9 protein-coding genes are annotated in these 21,567 nt (G+C 47.6%); 5 read left to right on the top strand and 4 right to left on the bottom strand.

Annotation, left to right across the window (positions count from 1 at the left end; genetic code table 11):
* The first annotated feature begins 44 nt into the window (after positions 1-44).
* Positions 45-470, top strand: coding sequence for a hypothetical protein (locus tag FE394_RS02745; protein WP_319924872.1), 426 nt, complete (start codon positions 45-47; stop codon positions 468-470).
* Between the two features lie 316 nt (positions 471-786).
* On the opposite strand, the gene FE394_RS02740 is transcribed toward FE394_RS02745, so the two are convergent.
* The 3 genes from FE394_RS02740 to ackA form a co-directional block, all read right to left on the bottom strand.
* The gene (locus tag FE394_RS02740) at positions 787-12,435 is read right to left on the bottom strand and encodes a non-ribosomal peptide synthetase (RefSeq protein ID WP_319924871.1); all 11,649 of its coding nucleotides are present in this window, start codon (positions 12,433-12,435) and stop codon (positions 787-789) included.
* A 742-nt stretch (positions 12,436-13,177) separates the two neighbouring features.
* Positions 13,178-15,322, bottom strand: coding sequence for a phosphate acetyltransferase (pta, locus tag FE394_RS02735; protein WP_319924870.1), 2,145 nt, complete (start codon positions 15,320-15,322; stop codon positions 13,178-13,180).
* Positions 15,323-15,503: 181 nt separating this feature from the next.
* Complete coding sequence (gene ackA / locus FE394_RS02730; protein WP_319924869.1) at positions 15,504-16,706, bottom strand: acetate kinase; 1,203 nt, start codon at positions 16,704-16,706, stop codon at positions 15,504-15,506.
* A gap of 264 nt (positions 16,707-16,970) precedes the next feature.
* On the opposite strand from ackA, the gene yfbV reads away from it, so the two are divergent.
* The 4 genes from yfbV to FE394_RS02710 all read left to right on the top strand — a co-directional run bounded on the left by yfbV (position 16,971) and on the right by FE394_RS02710 (position 20,770).
* On the top strand, positions 16,971-17,426 hold the full coding sequence (yfbV, locus tag FE394_RS02725) for a terminus macrodomain insulation protein YfbV (protein ID WP_319924891.1): 456 nt from the start codon (positions 16,971-16,973) through the stop codon (positions 17,424-17,426).
* A gap of 150 nt (positions 17,427-17,576) precedes the next feature.
* Complete coding sequence (locus tag FE394_RS02720; protein ID WP_319924868.1) at positions 17,577-18,071, top strand: YfbU family protein; 495 nt, start codon at positions 17,577-17,579, stop codon at positions 18,069-18,071.
* 106 nt (positions 18,072-18,177) lie between these two features.
* A complete protein-coding gene (locus tag FE394_RS02715; RefSeq protein WP_319924867.1) occupies positions 18,178-18,852 on the top strand; it encodes a sugar phosphatase in 675 nt (224 codons plus the stop codon).
* An 88-nt stretch (positions 18,853-18,940) separates the two neighbouring features.
* Positions 18,941-20,770: an SLC13 family permease gene (locus tag FE394_RS02710; protein ID WP_319924866.1), complete on the top strand. Its 1,830-nt coding sequence runs from the start codon at positions 18,941-18,943 to the stop codon at positions 20,768-20,770.
* A 123-nt stretch (positions 20,771-20,893) separates the two neighbouring features.
* On the opposite strand, the gene yfbR is transcribed toward FE394_RS02710, so the two are convergent.
* Positions 20,894-21,475, bottom strand: coding sequence for a 5'-deoxynucleotidase (gene yfbR, locus FE394_RS02705; protein ID WP_319924865.1), 582 nt, complete (start codon positions 21,473-21,475; stop codon positions 20,894-20,896).
* Positions 21,476-21,567: the final 92 nt, after the last annotated feature.

Here is a 21,567-nt window from a genome sequence, read left to right as displayed (position 1 = left end):
GAGTTATTAGTTTTTGTGGAAATATTATCTGTGGGGGGGATTATATGTCAGGATGGACTGGTGAGTTATATGGGTTTTATACTAATAAATCTATAGAAAAAATTTTTGAGGTGTTAAAAAAAGAAATTAGCAATATAGATTATCAGTATGAGTATAATTCCCATGATGGAGAAGAGTCTTTATTTTTTTATAAAGATAAGAATATGTTAGAGCACCATTTAGAGGTGGGATATAACACAGATATTGATGGACAAGGATGTTTTTGTATTGAAGCAAGGGTTGTTAATTTACATGGCATAGCTTCTTTATTTGAATTTGAAACTCAGTCAGATTTTGAGCCTTATGATATAAATTTACTATTAGATAATGTATTTTATTATGTGTTAGTTGTTCCTGATTTTATTGAAAATTCTACGTTTTGCTCCAAAATACACCGTTTTTTTATCGATGTTGTTAAAAATATACGTTAATCCATGATCCATTTTGGATAAAAGCCGGGAAGATTTCCTGAAGTGATCTTCCCGGCTATTTTTGTTTATTAAAACTGCATCTCAGGTTGTATAACCAGTTTACCGTCTTCAATGATCACAATAATGGTCTATCCCCCGAAAAGAAAAACAGATAGGACAATCCTTTGATGCGTACTGACTGAACATCAGTATACATAATTCAGTAAGAATTGGGCAAATTTCAGACAATCCTGTAACGTCGTGTTTTCACCTGCTCCAGATTAAAAACAAGTGGCTGTTTCAACAGCCACTTGTACGGTCATTATCTGATGAAGTGTTATTCTCCGGGCGATAAGATGGTGGCGGTATTGCCCACGACCGAAGCCAGTTCGCTCAGGGTTGGGTGTGTGAATACAGCAATCAACGGTACTTCCATGTTTTGCTCATACATACGAGCCAGCAATTGTATCGCTGTCAGTGAATGTCCCCCCAGTTCAAAGAAGTTGTCATGACGACCCACTTTTTCCAGCTTCAGTAATTTCTGCCAGATTTGAGCCAATGCCGTTTCTACGTCATTAACGGGTGCCTCATAGTTGTGTGTCGCAATGACAGGTTGATCTGGCCTGAGCTGCATCTGTGGGAACGAGTCGGTTTGTGTGGCATTAACGGCATTGCTATTAACAGCATTGCTATTAACGGGATTGCCATTGAAATTGACCTGCAATTGCTGATGTTCTGTCGCCGCCGAAATGGGAATGTTCACAATGGGTCGTTGAGGTTCAGTTTCCAGCGCTTTAACCAGCCCCGTCAAGGCGCTAGTTATACAGGCTATCACCTGAGTCGGATCGATGCCCGGTACAGTCTGTACGGCCAACCGGAAGCCTTTACCCAAATCATCCACGGCTGAGTAGAGGGGATAGTTAGTTCTCTCATAAGCGGTTATCAGGCGTATGCCTTCCCATGCGGTGTGGATCGCATCGGGTTGAGTATGGCGATAGTTGAGCAGTGAGTTGAAGAGCGGCAGAGGCGCTTTTACCCCGCTACATTGCTGGGCCAGAGCCAGCGGCGCCTGTTCGTGTTCCAGTAGTTGTATTAAGTTCTGGTAGGTTGCTTGTACAGTTTCTTGTGCACTGTTTCCTGCAAGTCTGATCCGCACGGGCAGGGTATTGATAAACAGCCCCAAATGCCGCTCAATGCTAGCATTTCCTTGCATACGACCCAGTAAGACTGTACCGAAGACAACATCATCCCGCCCGCACAGTTTTTCCAGCACCAGCGCCCATGCAACATGAAACAGCACTCCGGGACTGACGCCCTGACGACGAGCCTGAATACGGATGGCTCTGGACAGCGAGGCATTCAGTAATTTTATGACCTCCGTCACGGGTCTGTCCCCGCTGTAAACATCCAATATTCCGAAAGGTGCTGTCGGCGCATCCATATCGGCCAGCGTCTTACGAAAATAAGCTTCGTGGTCTGATATCGGCATACGCGGTAACTGGGCGATAAAGTTACGGTAAGGCAATATTGGGGGGAGTTTCTCAATACACGAGTGTTCGGTACGGGGGTACATCAGTGTGTAGATTTCATCCATGATAAGGTCCAGCGACATATGGTCATTGAGCATGTGATGGCAGCACAGTGCCAGCAGCCATTCACCTTTATCCGGATCATAGGCGGTATCTATGGAGAAAATTGATGCCTGAGTAACATCAAGACGGCGATGGTACGGATCAGTATGCGCCAGCAATTGAGATTGAACATCTTTGTCACTGCCCGATTCGATATTTGATCCGATGTCTGGAATAAAGGTGTTGATGCGCAGGGGTGCCTGACGCCAGACGACTTGCACAGGTTGCTCCAGTCCTTGCCAGCAGGCGGCGGTGCGCAGAATATCATGGCGTTCAATAACTTTTTGAAACGCTGCCAGAAAGGCATCAAGGCGCTCGCGGGTATCGAAAGCAAGCAAGATATGCAACAGGTAAACGTCGCCCTGAGTTTGCAGAAGGTGGTGGAACAGCATACCTTCCTGAAGTGGTGCAAGGGGATAGATATCCTGAATATTGCCGGCCCCACCGGGGACCGTCGCGACGATGGCATCAATTTCACGTTGCGTTAAGGAGACCAGAGGCAACATCTCAGGGATGATGGCGGTACAGTCATCAGGGATAAGATTGGGCGGTGTAGTAAATTTGGCGGCGTTATCTTCATCTGCCCACATCATTTTCGCCATTTCAGCCAGTACGGGTGTGGCGAACACCGTACGGATATCAAGACTCCAGCCTTGACTACGCACACGTTCGATCAGGCTGACTATCATCAGTGAATGACCACCCAGCTCAAAGAAATGGTCGTAACGACCCGCTATTTCCAGTCCTAATAACGCTTGCCAGATCTCAGCCAGTGCTATTTCCCTGTCACCGATAGGCGCTTCATAAGTTCGGGTGACTATCGCCGTCTGATCAGGTGCCGGCAGTGCCTGACGGTCTATCTTTCCATTAGGGGCCAGTGGAAAAGCATCAAGTATAACGAAGGCATAAGGCAGCATGTACTCGGCAAGGTGTTGGGCAAGTTGCTGTCGCAGTTCCGCCGGAACTAGTTTCGCCTTCGGCTCAGCGAGCAGATAAGCCACCAGACGTTTCTGGTCTGCGTTCTCTTTGTTGCGCTCTTTCCCCTCTTTGCGGGCAAGAACAATCGCCTCACGTACACCGTGGCATTGCATCAGTCTGGATTCAATTTCTCCCGGTTCAATGCGGAAACCGCGTATCTTGACCTGAAAATCGTTGCGGCCAAGATACTCGATATTGCCGTCAGGTCGCCAGCGCCCCAAATCACCGGTTTTGTACATGCGGGCATTGAGGGACTCGCTAAAGGGATCGATGACAAATCTCTCTGCCGTCAATTCCGGTTGGTTTGAATAACCACGGGCGACACCCATCCCACCGATGTAGATTTCACCGTTAACGCCGATGGGAACAGGCTGACCGAGTGTATCCAGAATATAAATACAGGTATTGGACAACGGGCGTCCGATGGCAATGTTATCGGTGATAGGAAGGGAATGTTGGTTATCTATCATCAGGGCGGAGGCCGTGACGGTTACTTCAGTGGGACCATAGGCATTGAACCAACGGCAGGATTGCGTTTCAGGGCAGGATAGCCAATTCATCAGATAACGGTGTTCGACTTTATCACCACCGACAATGACAGTATGCAGATAGGGACTGAAATCGCCGCGTCCGGCCATCATCTCCTGAACCCAGTGATGCCAGAATGCGGTCGGTATATTGATGATAGTGACTTTCTGTTCACGCAATAAATTGTTAAAAGTCATATCCGGTACTTTGATATGAGACGGGCGCAAAACCAGCGTAGCGCCCGATGCCAGAGTAGGGAAAATATCCGATACAGAAATATCAAACGCGATGGTGACAAATTGCAGAATACGATCACCCAAATGGGGATGACTGACCTGACATTGAGCGTGGATAAGGCTCACAACATTACGGTGTTCCAGCATGACACCTTTTGGATGTCCGGTAGAACCGGACGTGTAGATGATATAGGCCAGATGGTGCGGTTGCAGCCCTGTTTGCCCGCTGTCGGGATTATGCGCAGGCTGTTTCGCCACGCTATCCTGATATGTTTCATCGTCCAGCAGCCAGACGGGCAGATCTTGTATTGATGAGTCTGCCTGTAAATTCTGCTGTAAATGTTTTTGGGTCAGCAAGATGGCCGGTTTTCCGTCCGATAGCTGATAAGTCAGTCGCTCAGTGGGATACTCTGGATCGAGTGGGATATAACCTGCACCTGCTTTTAAGATGCCAAACAGGCTGATTATCATGTCCAAACCCCGTTCAACACAAATTGCCACCCGGGAGTCAGGCCGGACACCAAAGGCAATCAGGTGGTGCGCCAATTGATTGGCACGGCGGTTCAGTTCGTCATAACTCATTGATTGATCTTCAAATATCACCGCCGCCGCATCCGGTGTACGTTGTACCTGCGCTTCGAACAGTTGATGAATCAACGCATCTTGCGGGAAGTCAGCGTGAGGAGAATTGAAATCGACCAACAACTGCTGACGCTCTGCAACCGATAGCATCGGTAAACGGGCAATAGTCTGGTTTTCATCGGCGGTCATGGCTGTCAGTATCTGTATGAGATAACCCACCATGCGCTCAGCCGTGGCATGATCGAACAAATCCGAAGCATATTCCAGATGACCACTAAGACCATGTTGAGTTTCATTGAGTGACAGTGTGAGGTCAAAGTGTGCGCTGTGGTGTGTCTGTTCGAGCAATGTAACGGACAAACCGGGTAATTCAAAACGCTGGGCGGGTGTATTGTCCAACGCCAGCATCACCTGAAAAATCGGACTGTAACTTAAGCTGCGAACAGGTTGCAGAATTTCCACCAATTGTTCAAAAGGCAGATCTTGATGGGCATAAGCTGCCAGTGCCTGTTCGCGGATGTGAGAGAGCAGTTCTGCCACCGTACTGCAATTCTCCAGTTCGATACGTAAAGGCAGGGTATTAACGAAAAAGCCAATCAATCCCTCCAGTTCACGATAGGGACGATTGGCAACCGGTGTCCCGATGACGATATCGTTCTGACCACTCAGGCGGGCAAGTACGATGCTCCAACCCGTAAGCAGGTTCATGAATAATGTTGTCCCCTGACGTTGACCAAGCGCCTTGAGGGAAGACAATAAGTCAGTATCCAAGTGGACGGGGATATGGCCACCGGCATAACGCTGTTCGGGTGGGCGTGGTCGGTCAGTGGGGAGATCCAGCAACGCGGGGGCATCCTGAAGTCGCTTCTGCCAGAAATTCCGTTGTGCTGAGAGAACGTCACCCTGTAGCCACGCCTGTTGCCAGACAGCATAGTCAGCATACTGAATAGGCAAGGGCAGTAAAGGATCATCATGTTTTTCAAGCGCGGCGCGGTAGAGTGCCCCCAGTTCGCGGATCAATATTCCTACTGACCAGCCATCAGTGATGATGTGATGTTGCGTAAAGATCAGGACATGCTCTTGGTCTGACAGTTGCAACAATTGGCCCCGAATTGATGGTTTATTGGCGAAATCAAACAGGGTTTGTGTTTCAAGTTCTACCAACTCATTAATACGGTTCATACCAGCGGTTTCGTCTAATCCTTGCAGATCCTGATAGGCCAAATTAAAGCCGATATCCCCGGCGTCAATGTGCTGGCAAGGCTGTTCATCCACCAGAACAAAGCGGGTGCGCAGACTTTCTTGTCGGGAGACGAGATGATTGAGTGCAACTGTAAGGGCGGTATGATCGAGTTGTCCGTCCAGATGCAGCACGGCGGGAATATGATAAGCCAGACTGGCTGCCGGATTGAGCCGGGACAGGAACCACAGGCGTTGTTGGGCGAAAGAGAGCGGCAGCGGCTGAGTGCGATCGGCGGCAGGAATGTGCGTTTGAGTCGTGACTGATGCATCGGTCAGCACAGCAGCCAAATCTGACAGGACAGGACAGGCAAAAAGTTGTGGTAAAGACAGCTCTCGTGCCAGTGTCTGACGTACTCGCCCGATCAGTTGGATTGCGAGCAGGGAATGGCCGCCGAGTTCAAAGAAATTATCATGGCGACTCACTTGCTCCAGTCCCAATAGTGTTTGCCAAATTTGAGCCAGAGTAGTTTCCACCTCACCACTGGGTTCTTCATAGCCATGTGTCACGACAGCAGATGTGTCCGGAACAGGAAGTGCCCGTCTGTTAAGTTTACCGTTGGATGTCAGCGGGAAAGCATCAAGTGTCACAAAGGCGCTGGGGATCATATAATCGGTAAGCTGTTGCGCGAGTTGTTGGCGCAATTCCGCCGGAGTCGGCTTCATCTCTGGTTCAGTAATCAGATAGGCAACCAATCGTTGCTGCTCTTCGGTATCTTCACGCGCTATCACCACGGCTTCACGCACACCAGAACATTGCTCAAGTTTTACCTCAATTTCACCAAGTTCAATCCTAAGACCACGTATTTTGACCTGAAAATCGTTGCGGCCGAGGTATTCAATATTGCCATCCGGCAGCCAACGGCCCAGATCGCCGGTTTTGTACATGCGTGAATCAGGAACAGGAGAAAATGGATCTATAAGGAAGCGTTCAGTCGTGAGTTCAGGCCGATTCAGATAACCACGGGCAACACCGACACCCGCGATATAGATTTCACCACTGACACCGAGCGGAACAGGCTGACCCTGCGTATCGAGTATATAAATCTGAATATTGGAGATGGGGTGTCCAATCGGTACGTGCCCGATATGGCGATCCGGAACACAGTGCCAGGCGGTGACATCAATGGCCGCTTCGGTTGGCCCGTATAAATTATGCAGCTCACTGTGAGGAAAATGGGACAGACATTGCTGCTGTAATGCGTAAGGGAATGCTTCACCACTGCATAAAATCTGGCGCAGGGAAGTGCAGCACCCGACCGGAACACAGTGAAGAAAAACTTGCAGCATGGACGGGACAAAATGCAGTGTGGTAATACCGCGTTTTTCAATTTCTTCCCGTAAATATTCCGGTTCCTTGTGACCGCCGGGACGGGTCATCACTAATTGAGCGCCGAACATCAGAGGCAGGAAAAATTCCCAGACAGAAACATCGAAGCTGAATGGCGTTTTCTGCAATACCCGATCCAGAGAGGATAACTGATAGGTATCCTGTGCCCAGAGCAAACGGTTCACGACACCCCGATGTTCATTCATGACGCCTTTGGGTTGCCCTGTCGAACCTGAAGTATAGAGCACATAGGCCAAATGACGGGATGTCAGCCCTAAACGGGAGGCATCAATATCATCACTTTTTTGGCCGGCAATATCGGCCTGAACAGTGAGATCATCCAAGACCAAAATAGGGACGTCAGTGGCAGGGAGTTTTTTTTGTAAACGATGATGCGTCAACACGATCACGGGTTCACTGTCTGACAAGATATAAGCCAGTCTGTCAGCAGGATATTCAGGGTCGAGCGGCACATAAGCCCCGCCTGCTTTGAGAATAGCCAGCAAAGCAATCACCATGTCCAGACCGCGTTCGGCACAGATTGCCACCCGTGAGTCAGGCCGTACTCCCTGCGCTGTCAAATAATGAGCCAGACGGTTGGTGCGGCGGTTCAGTTCCTCATAACTCAGCGATTGGTCCCCGAATATTACGGCAATAGCGTCCGGCGTGCGTTGTACCTGTGTTTCGAACAATTGGTGGATCAGTGTTTCTTGCGGGAAATCGGTCTGGGTTGCGTTGAAATCCACCAGCAACTGCTGGCGTTCTGCCGCAGGTAAAATGGGAATGTTAACAACAGGTCGTTGAGGTTCTGTATCTAATGCTTCGGTAAGCCCTGTCAGGGCAGTGATCATATAGGCTATCAGACGTGCCGGATCGATACCTGACACACTTTGGGCAACTAAACTGAAACCATCACCTAAATCATCCACAGATAAGGCGAAGGGGTAGTTGGTTCTCTCCTGTACTGACAACAGGCGCATACCTTCCGACGTGAGGCTGATTGCATCCGGTCGGCTATGACGATAATTGAGCAGTGCACTGAAAAGGGGCATGGAGGGTGCCATACTGCTACAGCGTTGCGCCAGCGCCAGTGGTGCCTGCTCGTGTTCCAGCAGTTTCATCAAACTGTGATGAGTCTCTTGCACGATCGCTTGTACGCTTTTTCCTGCAAGCCGGAAACGTATGGGCAGCGTATTGATAAACAGCCCTAAAATTTGTTCGATTCCGATACCCGTCTGCATACGTCCCAGCAAAACCGTACCAAAGACCACATCATCCTGTCCGCTGGTATGCGCCAGTACCTGCGCCCAGGCGATATGAAACAGCACACTGGAACTGACGCCCTGACGATGGGCTTGTGTGCGGATTGCGCCGGAGAGTACCGCATTCAGTGATTGGCTGACTTCCGACATTTGCCTTTCGCCATTGCGGGTATCCAATATGCCGAAAGGAGTGGTCGGGGTATCAATATCGGCGAGCATTTCACGGAAATAGGCTTCGTGTTCTGACACCGGCATATGCAGGGATAGGGCAACAAAATCACGGTAAGGCAGTGGCGTGGGTAAATTTTCAGGGTACTTGTCTTTGCTGTTGCTTGGACTTCGCATCAATTCTTTGATTTCACTGAAAATAAGTTCCAGTGTCAGATGATCACTGATCACATGCTGGAAGCATAAGGCCAGTAACCACTCATTTTTATACGGATCATGGGCAATATCGGCAGAGAAGAGGGGAGCCTGACGGATATCGAGACGCCGATGATCTGGATTAGTGTGAGCCAGCAACTGAGCGGGGACATCCTGATCGCTGGCAGGGACAAAGGTGTTGATGTGCAGGAAAGCCTTCCGCCAGACAACTTGTACCGGTCGGGTTAATTCTTGCCAGTAGATTGCGGTACGCAGAATATCATGGCGATCAATGACCTGTTGCAAGGCAATCAGAAAGGCATCGACGCACTCGCGGGTATCGAAAGCAAACAGGGTGTGTAACAGATAAATATCACCCTGCTCCTGCAACAAATAATGAAACAGGATACCTTCCTGTAGCGAGGTAAGCGGATAGATATCCTGAATATTGGCAGAGCCACCGGGAATGGTAGCAGCGATGGCATTAATCTCTTGCTGGGACAGGGATACCAAAGTCAACATGTCAGGTGTGATAGCTGTACAGCCATCAGGGATGAGATTGGGCGGCACGGTAAAGTCGTTCACATTATCCTGAATCCCCCGCATTGTTTTTGCCATTTCGGCCAGCACCGGAGTATCGAATATGGCGCGGATATCAAGCGATAAATTCAGGCCGTACAGCCGTTCGATCAAACTGAGTGCTATCAGTGAGTGCCCGCCAAGTTCGAAAAAGTGGTCATGGCGCCCAGCGCGATCCACGCCCAACAACTCTTGCCAAAGTTGAGCCAGCGTGGTTTCTGCTTCCCCCTCCGGCGCTTCATAACTACGCGCCACTATTGATGCCAGATCGGGTAATGGCAGAGCCTGAGTGTCAAGTTTGCCATTGGGCGTCAGCGGGAAGGCATCAAGCGTGACAAAGGCGCTGGGGATCATATATTCGGCAAGCCGTTGTGAAAGTTGTTGGCGCAGTTCTGTTGGTACTAATGTTGCATTTGGTTGGGCGAGCAAATAAGCGACAAGGCATTTCTGTTTTGAAATATCTTCCCGGGCAATTACAACTGCTTCGCGTACACCGTGGCATTGAGTGAGCTGTGCTTCTATTTCCCCCGGTTCAATGCGGAAACCGCGTAGTTTGATCTGAGAATCATTGCGGCTAACGTATTCAATATTGCCGTCAGGCAGCCAACGAGCCAAATCGCCGGTTTTGTACATTCGTGCTCCGGCTACTGTTGAAAATGGGTCGGGCAGAAAACGTTCTGCCGTCAGCTCGGGACGGTTGAGGTAGCCACGGGCAACACCAGCCCCGGCAATATAGATCTCTCCGATGACACCAATCGGAACGGGTTCTTCATGGGTATCAAGGATATAAATTTGTGAATTGGAGATGGGGCGACCAATAGGCGGCGCATTTTTTTCCTGACCATTGCACGGATGGAGAGTAGCACAGACAGTAATTTCTGTCGGTCCATAGCCATTGAACATCTGTCGTCCATGAGCCCAGCGATTGACCAGCGTTGCCGGACAGGTTTCACTTCCCGCGATCAAAACTTGCAGTGTATCGGGAATGGAATCCATTGCTGCCAAAGCTGTGGGTGACAAGAATAAGTGCGTAATGGCATGGGTTTCTAAATAGCCGGACAGGGCAGATCCCGGCAGAATATCGGTACGTTTCGCAAGATAGAGACGTGCCCCTGCCAGAAGAGCCATGAAGCATTCCCAGATATAGACATCGAAACTATTCGAAACAAACTGCAAGAGACGGCTATCTGGAGTAAGGGATAATGTATCTTGCTGAGTGACCAGCAGATTGCATAATCCGTGATGTTCTATCATAACCCCTTTAGGTTGCCCGGTAGAGCCGGAGGTATAAATGATATAAGCCAGATTGTGTGAGGTCATTCCCAGTACTTGAGTATCCGGGTTTTCTTCTGATCTGTTACCCAAAACAGAGTGCCCTTTAGCATCAAGCACGATGGTCGGTATCTTCTTGGTTGCCAGATTGCTGCCCAATATTTCTACCATGGCAGGTTGAATAACCAGCGCCGTAGGTTCTAAATCATTGAGCATATAGGCTAACCGCTCAGCCGGATAAGCGGGATCGAGTGATACATATGCCCCTCCTGCTTTCAGTATCCCCAATAGGCCGACTACTATATCCAGACTACGCTCAGCACAAATAGCTATCCGATCATCCGGACGTACTCCCAGATCAATCAGATGATGCGCCAGACGATTGGCGTGACGATTCAGCTCGTCATAAGTCAGGGACTGGTTTTCAAAAACGACGGCAATAGCATCAGGAGTTTGCTGTACCTGAGCCTCAAATAGCTGGTGGATCAACGCGTTTTGTGGGAAATCAGCCTGTGTGGCATTGAAATCCTTCAATATTTTTTGGCGTTCTGTCTCGGGCAAGATAGGCAGACTGGCTATCGGCGCATTCAGCGACGTGAGGGCAGAATCAAGTAAAACAGCAAGGCGGGACTGAAGCGTCATCACTTCTTCAGTGCTCAGGTAATCGGCAGAAAAATTGAATTCAATCGTGACGCCGAGAGGGATATTTTCAGGAGAAGAGGTGTCCATGTATTGTTTTATGATGACTGAGAGCGGATAGGGAACACCATGGTGTAAGTCCAGAAATTCAATCGCGGTATCTTCTCCTTCCATATGCAGATTGGCTTTAAACGGTTCAAATGACAATGTGATATCAAACAGTTGAGCTCGTCCGGTTTTCTGCTGGATGTGTATTTGCCGGTTGATCTCTGCAATCGGGACACGATTGTACTGATAGCAACGCCGCAGTTCAGCCGCGGCTTTTTGCATAACGACAAGGAATGTGTCCTGTGGCTCAATGGTGATCCCAATCGGAATAACGGTTGCAAACATTCCCATTGTGTTTTTTTGCTGGTCACTTTTCCGGTTGTGCAGGGGAATGCCGAGGACAATTTCATTCACCCCTGTCGTCCGTGCGAAATAGCCAGCCAAAACGGCATACATGAAATGCTGAATGGATAATCCCTGTTGGGTGACACACTCTTCGATACGTTGAAAAAGTGCTTTATCTATCTGCCACAAAACAGGCTTTTGCCAGTCAGTAGCGTTTTTACAATCAATAGACCCGGCTTGTTCAGGATATCTGCTCTTGCTGGTATTAACGGGCGAGAGCAATGGCGGCGGCAGGTTTTCGTAGCGCTTTAGCCAGAATTGCAAGTCGCGTGAATAATCCGGAGAAGCGAGGTAATTCTGGTCATCTGCGATGAAATCCAGATAGGAAGGTGCTGCCTTGCTCAGTGTTTTGTTCTGTATCAGACGATTGTAGTTATCAATAACATTATTAAAAAGAATGAACAAACCCGTTCCATCAATGATCAAATGATGGCAGCAAAATTGCCAGTATCTACGTGTATCGCTTACCCGTAACAATTCGGAACGCCACAGCGTCCCATTCAATTGAAACGGGCGCTGGAATTCTTCATCAATATATTGTCTTACTCTGATTTCTGCGTCTGAATATGATGAAAAGTCGTGTATTTTCATCGAGACAGAGAGAGTCTCAGTAACCTTTTGGACAGGCAGTGTGTGAGAGTTAATCATCCGCAAGCGCAGTGTATCATGACGATAAACAACGGCTTTAAAGGCCTGCTCAAACAACGCCTCGTTCAACTCCCCCCCAATGCAGGAAAAAATGCCGATATTATAACTGGAAGAATCGGAATGAATAATTTGATCGAGCCAAATGACTTGTTGGGGTGAGCTAAGAGAGGAGGCATGAAAGGGGGAAGAATCGTCATTATCAACTACGGAGGGAATTTTTGAGGAATGATAGCAATCGTGTGACATACCCATTTCACCTTTTTTTATAGTCCAGATGTAATCTGTTCCATCTGTTTGAAAAATAATTATTTTTTATTAATTTAATCTCAGGATGAAAAATGAATTTGATAAAAAATCCTAAAACAAATTTTCGTCTAAAAATAATCATAAAATCAGTTTATAAAGTCAAACTAACTAAATAAAACACATGTGTCGATACTTTTTGTTGTAATTTTGCTGTTTTATAGAATATGTATCATGGTGAATGAGTTATAGTTATGTGATTATTAAAAGAAACTAACGGACTCATTGATCCTACTATTTCTTTATTATCAATTTCACAGCGTGACAATATCATTAATCATTAGAAAGTGGCTGTTTTAACAGCTATTTGTATGATAAGCATTCAAGTGACGGATGCCTTCATAGCGGGTTTGAGGTGTATAGCACGTATTCAGATTGGTGGTAATGGGTGATAAAGGCCCGACATTGGATGAGCGTACCAACGGAAATGTCTCGCATGAGTGGTTGTCTATCTTGGAACTTGGAAGACAAGTCGTTCTGCTTGTTCGGTGATTGTTTGGTGATTGTTTGGTGATTGTTTGGGGATTGTTCGATGAATGGGCAGCGGATCAAGATCCACTATTTAAAGAGGTGTTCTATCGTGAATTGCTGCCTGAACTGGCGGCAAGTGGCAAGTGGTAAATGGGTTGCTTATCAAGAATAGCCCTATGTTTTTGGCATAGGGCTATTTTATACAATTCGAAAATCAGGCGTTTTCTAGCTGGGTTGCCTGAATTGCAGTCAATGCAACGGTATAAACAATGTCATCAACCAATGCGCCACGGGACAGGTCGTTAACAGGTTTGCGCATACCTTGCAGCATTGGCCCGATGGACACCAGATCCGCCGAACGCTGTACCGCTTTATACGTGGTGTTACCGGTGTTCAGATCAGGGAAGATGAACACGGTCGCCTGACCTGCAACTGGTGAGTTTGGCGCTTTGGATTTCGCCACGTCTGCCATGATTGCCGCATCGTACTGTAATGGGCCATCGATAATCAGATCAGGGCGTTTTTCCTGTGCCAGACGGGTTGCTTCGCGCACTTTCTCAACATCGCTGCCCGCACCAGAGTTGCCGGTCGAGTAGGAGATCATCGCAACGCGAGGCTCGATACCAAAGGCTTTTGCAGAATCTGCTGACTGGATAGCAATTTCAGACAGTTGTTCTGCGGTTGGATCCGGGTTAATCGCGCAGTCACCGTAAACCAATACTTGCTCTGGCAGCAACATGAAGAAGATAGATGAAACCAGTGAGCTGTTCGGTGCCGTTTTAATTAACTGCAATGGCGGACGAATGGTGTTCGCCGTGGTATGAACCGCACCAGAAACCAGGCCGTCAACTTCGTTCTGTTCCAGCATCAATGTACCCAGAACCACGTTGTCTTCCAGTTGTTCGCGGGCAACAACTTCGGTCATGCCTTTGTTCTTGCGCAGCTCAACCAGACGCGGAACGTAACGCTCACGTACTGCTGCCGGATTAACGATTTCAATGCCCGCGCCCAGTTCAACGCCCTGAGCTGCGGCTACACGACGAATTTCTTCCGGATCACCCAACAGGATACATTCGGCAATGCCACGCTCAGCACAGATAGCGGCGGCTTTGACTGTACGTGGTTCGTCACCTTCTGGCAGGACGACACGCTTGCCAGCCTGACGAGCCAGTTCTGTCAGCTGATAACGGAATGCTGGTGGAGACAGCAGGTTCGGACGCTCAGATGTCGCTGCCAGAGAATCGATCCACTCGCTGCTGATATGCTGTGCAACGTAGTTCTGTACTTTTTCGATACGCTCGTGGTCATCGGCCGGAACTTCCAGGCTGAAGCTTTGCAGATTCAGAGAAGTCTGCCATGTGTTAGTTTTCACAGTGAAAACGGGCAGGCCGGTGCTGAATGCGCGTTCGCACAGTTCACGGATGGAATCATCGATTGAGTAACCACCAGTCAGCAATACGGCACCAACTTCAATGCCGTTCATGGCAGCCAGACATGCGGTGATCAGTACGTCAGGACGGTCAGCGGAAGTGACCAGCAGAGAACCCGGACGGAAGTACTCCAGCATGTTAGGAATGCTGCGGGCACAGAAAGTCACGGATTTGATACGACGGCTTTCAATAGCACCTGCATTGATGATGTCTGCTTTCAGGTGTTTTGCCATATCAATCGCACGGGTAGCGATCAGGTCAAAACTCCATGGAATGCAGCCGAGAATTGGCAGCGGACTATTTTTGAAGATGGTTTTCGGATCGACGTGAGCGATGGTCGCTTTACTGGATTCATCGAAGATTTCAGACAAATCCGGGCGAGTACGGCCTTGATCATCAACAGGTGCATTCAGTTTGTTAACAATCACACCGATGATGTTTTGGTTTTTGATGCCACCGTATTCCGCACGGCTCAGTTCAATGCGTTCTTTCAGCTGTTCCGGGGAGTTAGTGCCCAGAGCCGTCACAAATACGATCTCAGCATTCAGGGTCTTGGCAATTTCATAGTTCAGGGACTGAGCAAACGGATGCTTGCGAGTCGGAACCAGACCTTCAATCAGAACAACTTCTGCATCTTTGGTATTTTCGTGGTAACGCGCCACGATCTCTTCCATCAATACATCTTTTTTGTTGGTGGTCAGCAGTGATTCCACATGCGCCATATCCAGAGGTTCCGCAGCATGGATGCCGGAATGTGAACGGATAATGGAGGTAGTCTGATCCTGAGAACCAGTATGACGCGGTTGTGCGATAGGTTTGAATACACTCAGGCGCACGCCTTTCTGCTCCATGGAGCGGATGACACCCAGGCTGACACTGGTTAAACCAACGCTGGTGCCAGTGGGGATTAGCATAATTATACGGGACACGGAAACCTCTTTAACGGTTGCTCGTCAATCAATAAACGTAGCTCAATGTGATAGGTTCAATGCTATATAAATAGACGAAACATGAACCATGAGCCAACGCAATATTTATTAAGGAAATATTAATCAAGCACTCATGAATAGAAAACCGCCAGCTATGCTGGCGGTTTGAGGATCATGTTGCTTATGCGGTCAGGCGTGCTGAATCCTGAGCGATTACCAGTTCTTCATTGGTTGGGATAACCAGAGCAGGACGGCTGTTATCAGTGGTGATAACGCCGGATTTACCGAAGCGGGCTGCGAGGTTACGCTCGTGATCATATTCGAAGCCCAGAAGAGCGATTTTCTTAATGGTCAGTTCACGTACCAGTGAGGAGTTTTCACCGATGCCGCCAGTGAAGATAATGGCATCCAGACGACCTTCCATCAGTGCGCTGTAAGCACCGATGTATTTTGCCAGACGGTGGCAGTAAACATCCATTGCACGTTTGGCATCAGCTTTGGTTTCGTAGTTATCTTCTACATAACGGCAGTCGCTGGTCACTTCAGTCAGACCCTGGAAACCAGATTCTTTGGTCAGCAGAGTGTTGATCTGAGCAACAGTCATGCCCATTGCATCATGCAGGTGGAATACGATAGCCGGGTCGATATCACCACTGCGGGTACCCATGACCAGACCTTCCAGTGGAGTCAGGCCCATGGAAGTATCAACACACTGACCGTTAACGATTGCAGAAACAGAACCACCGTTACCCAGATGGCAGGTGATGACGTTCAGTTCTTCAACAGGTTTGTTCAGCATCTTCGCTGCTTCACGGGAAACGTAGAAGTGGCTGGTGCCATGTGCACCGTAACGACGGATACCATGCTCTTTGTACAGACTGTATGGCAGTGCGTACAGGTAAGCTTCTTCCGGCATGGTCTGGTGGAATGCAGTGTCAAATACTGCAATGTTTTTCTCAACCAGATGAGGGAAGGCTTTTTTCGCTTCTGCGATACCGATCAGGTGGGCAGGGTTGTGCAGTGGTGCAAATGGAATAGCCGCTTCAATACCTTCAATAACTTCATCAGTGATGATTAAGGAAGAAGTGAATTTTTCACCGCCGTGAACGATACGGTGACCGATGGCTGAAATTTGTGCAGAAAGTTCTGGCTTTTCAGCCAAGATGGTATTAACAATGAAGTTCAGCGCTTCGCTGTGTGCTGCGCCGGCACCTAAAGCAGCTTCATTTTTCGCGCCATCTATTTTCCATTTAATACGGGCTTCAGGCAGGTTAAAGCATTCGGATAAACCAGAAAGATACTCTTCACCATTGGCAGGATCGATGATAGCGAATTTCAGGGAGGAGCTACCGCAGTTAAGAACCAGTACCAGCTTACTTGACATGGAAATACCTATTATCTTGTTGTGATCTAATCTTAAAGAAGAACAATGTTAAAAAATAAAATTATTTGTTAACAAACCGAACCGAATTGTTGCGAAAAAGGTCAAAATTTCTGTTTTGCTGCTGCAACAACATAAAAGTCTGTGTAGGATACCGTTTGCTAGCAATAAAGACAAAATATACTTAATAGTATTAATACTACAAAAAAGATTTTATCTTTTGTAGGGATTTTTTAAAAACTATACCTTTAATTGATTGAGGTCATGATGAACACGACACCACCTGTCAGCCAAGGTTGGTTCAAGAGAATGCAATTAGGGCAGCAATATCTGAAAACGTGGCCGCTGGAAAAGCAGCTTGCACCTGTTTTTCCTGAGAATCGTGTGATTAAGGCGACTCGATTTGGCATCCGTTTCATGCCGCCACTGGCAATTTTTACACTGACATGGCAAATCGCATTAGGAGGTCAATTAGGCCCGGCGATTGCGACGGCATTGTTTGCTTGTAGTATGCCGTTGCAAGGGTTGTGGTGGTTGGGGAAACGTGCGGCAACTCCTTTACCTGAAGGGCTGTTGAAATGGTTTTATGAAATTAGGGCAAAATTTGCTGAAGCCGGGATTGCAATGGCACCTGTGGAAAATGCCCCGACCTATTTCTCATTGGCTGAGTTACTCAAACGCGCCTTCAAACAATTGGATAATTCTTTTCTTGATGATATTTAAACCGCTGGAAACCTTATTCCGGCGGTTGCTGAATCAATTAACCTGTAAACCCCCGTTCAGATCAATAAATGGTTGTTTTGCACTACTCTTAAAAAATGGGTAGTGCGATGATGCGGTCAAGATAGTTCTCTTTTATTAAGGAGTTCCACAATGGAAATGACCCATGCACAACGTTTAATCCTCTCTAACCAATACAAACTGATGTCCATGCTGGAGCCGGAACATGCCGAGCGCTATCGCCGCTTCCAAACCATTATCGAACGGGGTTTTGGTTTACAATTACGTGAATTGGATCGCGATTTCGGTGAATTATCTGAAGAGACTTGTCGCACTATCATCAATATTATGGAAATGTATCATGCGCTGCACGTTTCATTGAGCAATTTAAAAGATCAGCAAGCGCTGGATGAGCGACGTATTGCATTTTTAGGTTTTGATGCGGCTACAGAACCACATTATCTTGCTTATGTTCGTTTTATGGTGAATACAGAGGGGCGCTATACTCATTTTGATTCAGGCAGTCATGGCTTTAATGCCCAGACACCGATGTGGAATAAGTATCAGCGGATGTTGGCGCTTTGGTTTTCCTGTCCTCGTCAATATCACCTGAGCGCCGTTGAGATTGGTCAGATTATTAACGCATAGTTTTTATTAACACATAGTTTTTATTAACGCATAGTTTTTATTAACACATAGTTTTTATTAAAATATAGTTTCTATTAACATATAACTGCGTTTGAAGGAGTCGGATTTGGTGCTGAAATGTAGAGGCTTTTTATTTGATTTGGATGGTACGCTTATTGATTCATTGCCGGCAGTTGAGCGGGCATGGATTAAGTTTGCCGATAAGATGGGTATCGATCGTGATGAAGTATTGAACTATGTGCATGGTACTCCTGCGCTATTATCAATCCGTCATTTTATGCCTGATGCCAGTAAAGAGGAGATTATTGCCACTTTCAAATGGATAGAAAAAATCGAAACAGAAGATATGGAAGGCATCACTCCTTTGCCCGGTGCCATTGCCCTGATTGATAAGTTGAATGCGTTGGATATTCCGTGGGCAATCGTGACTTCGGGGACGATCCCTCTTGCTACTGCGCGTCATAAAGTCGCTGAGTTACCGGAGCCTGCCCATTGGGTGACGGCTGAATCTGTCAAAAATGGTAAACCCAATCCTGAACCTTATTTGTTAGGGGCGCAGAAACTGGGATTATTGCCAGAGGAATGTGTGGTTTTTGAAGATGCCACTGCGGGAATTCATGCAGGTCTGGACGCGGGTTGTCAGGTCGTTGTCGTCCACGATTTGCCGGATATTCCACGACGTGATGAAACCCATCTGACGATTACGAATCTGGAAGACCTTGAGATTTCCAAGTCTGGTGGTTATGTCTCTATTTACACCATGAATCAGGAAGATATTTGATCTTAACGTAGGATTTTCCCTGAGAAGAATGGTCTACTTACCTTGTTAACGTTTGTATCGTCTGAAGGTATTGTTGATAGAGGCCAAATTGAATAGCGAACTGTTGTGGGTCTTGACCCTGCTCTTGATAGCTATTGTACTTTTCACCACCAATAAAGTCCGGATGGATGTTGTGGCTTTATTGGTGATCATTGCATTTGTCCTGAGTGGCACACTGACGTTGAGTGAAGCCACTGTCGGTTTTAGTGATCCCAATGTGTTATTGATTGCCGCTCTGTTTGTCATTGGCGAAGGGCTGGTGAGAACGGGTGTTGCCTATCAGATGGGAGACTGGCTGGTTCGGGTTGCCGGTAACAGTGAAACTAAAATGCTGGCCTGGCTGATGTTATCTGTTGCCGGATTAGGGGCTTTCATGAGTTCGACCGGCGTTGTGGCAATCTTCATTCCGGTTGTGCTGAGTGTGGCTGCCAGAATGAAAATCTCTCCGGGACGGCTGATGATGCCACTAGGATTTGCCGGTTTGATCAGTGGCATGATGACGTTGGTTGCTACGCCGCCTAATATGGTTGTCAACAGTGAACTGGTGCGTGAAGGGCTGCGGGGTTTTGGTTTTTTCTCCATTACTCCGATTGGCATTTTAGTGTTGCTGGCAGGAGTGGTTTATATGCTGATCGCCCGTCGTTGGTTGGGAGGAAGCAATCAACAGACAGTAGATGCCCGCTATCACCGAACATTTCGTGATTTAATCCGTGATTATAAATTATCTGGTCGTGCCCGCCGGTTTGCTATCCGCCAGGGCTCACCTTTGATTGGTCATACGCTGGATGATATGGGACTACGGGCCTGTTATGGCGCGAATGTGATTGGTATTGAACGCTGGCGAAAATTTCGTCGGGTGATGGTTGCCGCAACCGGAGATAGGGAGTTGCAGAAACAGGATGTCCTGCTGGTGGATATGTCTGCCAGCGATGTCGATTTGCGGGAGTTTTGCCGCGAGCAACAGCTGGAACCCATGATATTGCGGGGAGAATATTTCTCGGCACAAGCCCGTGATGTGGGAATGGCTGAAGTTTCTGTGATCCCTGAATCTGATTTATTGGGACAATCATTGCGTGGCATGAAGTTCCGTACACGTTATGGACTGAATGTGGTGGGCATAAGGCGCAGTGGTAAGGCACTGGAAGGTAAGCTGGTTGATGAGCCTTTGCTTCTTGGCGATACATTATTGGTGATTGGTGACTGGAAATTGATCAGCGCGTTAAAAACCAAAACGCCCGATTTCATCGTGTTGAACCTGCCTGCTGAAGTGGAAAGTGCCGCTCCTGCTGCATCACAAGCACCTCATGCGCTATTTTGTCTTGCCCTGATGGTTGCCATGATGCTGACTAACGAAATTCCGAATTTTATTGCTGCACTGATTGCTTGTCTACTGATGGGAAAATTCCGCTGTATCGATATGGAAAGTGCTTATCGGGCCATTCACTGGCCGAGTATTATTCTGATTGTCGGTATGATGCCTTTTGCGCTGGCATTACAGAAAACGGGTGGTATTGACTTAATTGTCCGCGGATTGATGGATGTTGCAGGTAATATGGGGCCACGGGTGATGTTGATGTGCCTGTTTGTGCTGTGTGCGGTTATCGGCCTGTTTATTTCCAATACCGCAACAGCAGTGCTAATGGCACCGATCGCGATTGCTGCGGCCAATCAGATGTCTGTTTCTCCCTTGCCCTTTGCGATGGTGATTGGCGTGGCTGCTTCAGCAGCGTTTATGACGCCGGTTTCCTCTCCCGTCAATACGTTGATATTGGGGCCGGGTGGATATCAGTTTGCGGATTTCCTGAAACTTGGCGTACCGTTTACACTAATTGTCATGGGGATCAGCGTCGCGATTATTCCTGTACTTTTCCCATTCTGATTCTCTTATCCCTCTATCATCCCTCTCTATCTCTCAATTTACGGTTATGTCGGCTGTAACTTGAGAGAAGAAGAGGGTATCGGGCGAACGTGCTCGTAGCTATGTAGCTATGTAGCTATGTAGCTATAGGCTGATTTCATCAAGAGAAAGACTGAAACTCGGCACAAAGACATCCATAAAATAATCCATTTCTGCGCTGTGTCGATCTGTCAGCGTTTTTTCTAACCGGGTTTTGGCCTGATTGAATTCGGTATTTCCCGCTGAAAGTTCTTCCAGACATTTTAAATAAGCACATAACGCATCAGCTTGTTTGATAATGAGGGTTTCTTCTTCCGTATGGCAATGTTCATCTAGGATAGAACGAAAATCATCCTGCAATTCAGCTGGCAGCATATCCAGCAACTTTTGCTGGGCAATTTTTTCTATTTTTTTATATTCGGAAGCAATTTGAGGATTGTAATACTTAATTGGGGTAGGTAAATCGCCGGTGATCACTTCGCTGGCATCGTGATACATCGCCAGCAGAGCTATCCGTTCAGCATTGACATTACCGTTGAATTTCCGATTCTTAATTACCGCCAGCGCGTGCGCAACAAAAGCGACCTGTAAACTGTGCTCTGAAACATTTTCTGTGCGCACATTTCGCATAAGAGGCCAACGGTTGATTAATTTCAAACGGGATAATTGGGCGAAAAAATGGCTCATGATCTTCCCTTTCTGCGGAATGGAGTGATTAATTGTGGGCGGGCGGAGAAAGGAAGTAAACCTCTTGAGTGTCAATTTTCTCAGTATTAGAA

Origin of the sequence: Xenorhabdus littoralis, from assembly GCF_033949345.1 — a bacterium.
Lineage (GTDB): Bacteria > Pseudomonadota > Gammaproteobacteria > Enterobacterales > Enterobacteriaceae > Xenorhabdus > Xenorhabdus littoralis.
This window is presented reverse-complemented; position numbering and strand designations above follow the sequence as displayed.

Bases quoted from the DNA above. Each gene is read 5' to 3' on its own strand.
- FE394_RS02745 (WP_319924872.1), top strand. From the start codon at position 45: ATGTCAGGATGGACTGGTGAGTTATATGGGTTTTATACTAATAAATCT.
- yfbV (WP_319924891.1), top strand. From the start codon at position 16,971: ATGAACACGACACCACCTGTCAGCCAAGGTTGGTTCAAGAGAATGCAA.
- yfbR (WP_319924865.1), bottom strand. From the start codon at position 21,475: ATGAGCCATTTTTTCGCCCAATTATCCCGTTTGAAATTAATCAACCGT.
- ackA (WP_319924869.1), bottom strand. From the start codon at position 16,706: ATGTCAAGTAAGCTGGTACTGGTTCTTAACTGCGGTAGCTCCTCCCTG.
- FE394_RS02740 (WP_319924871.1), bottom strand. From the start codon at position 12,435: ATGTCACACGATTGCTATCATTCCTCAAAAATTCCCTCCGTAGTTGAT.
- FE394_RS02720 (WP_319924868.1), top strand. From the start codon at position 17,577: ATGGAAATGACCCATGCACAACGTTTAATCCTCTCTAACCAATACAAA.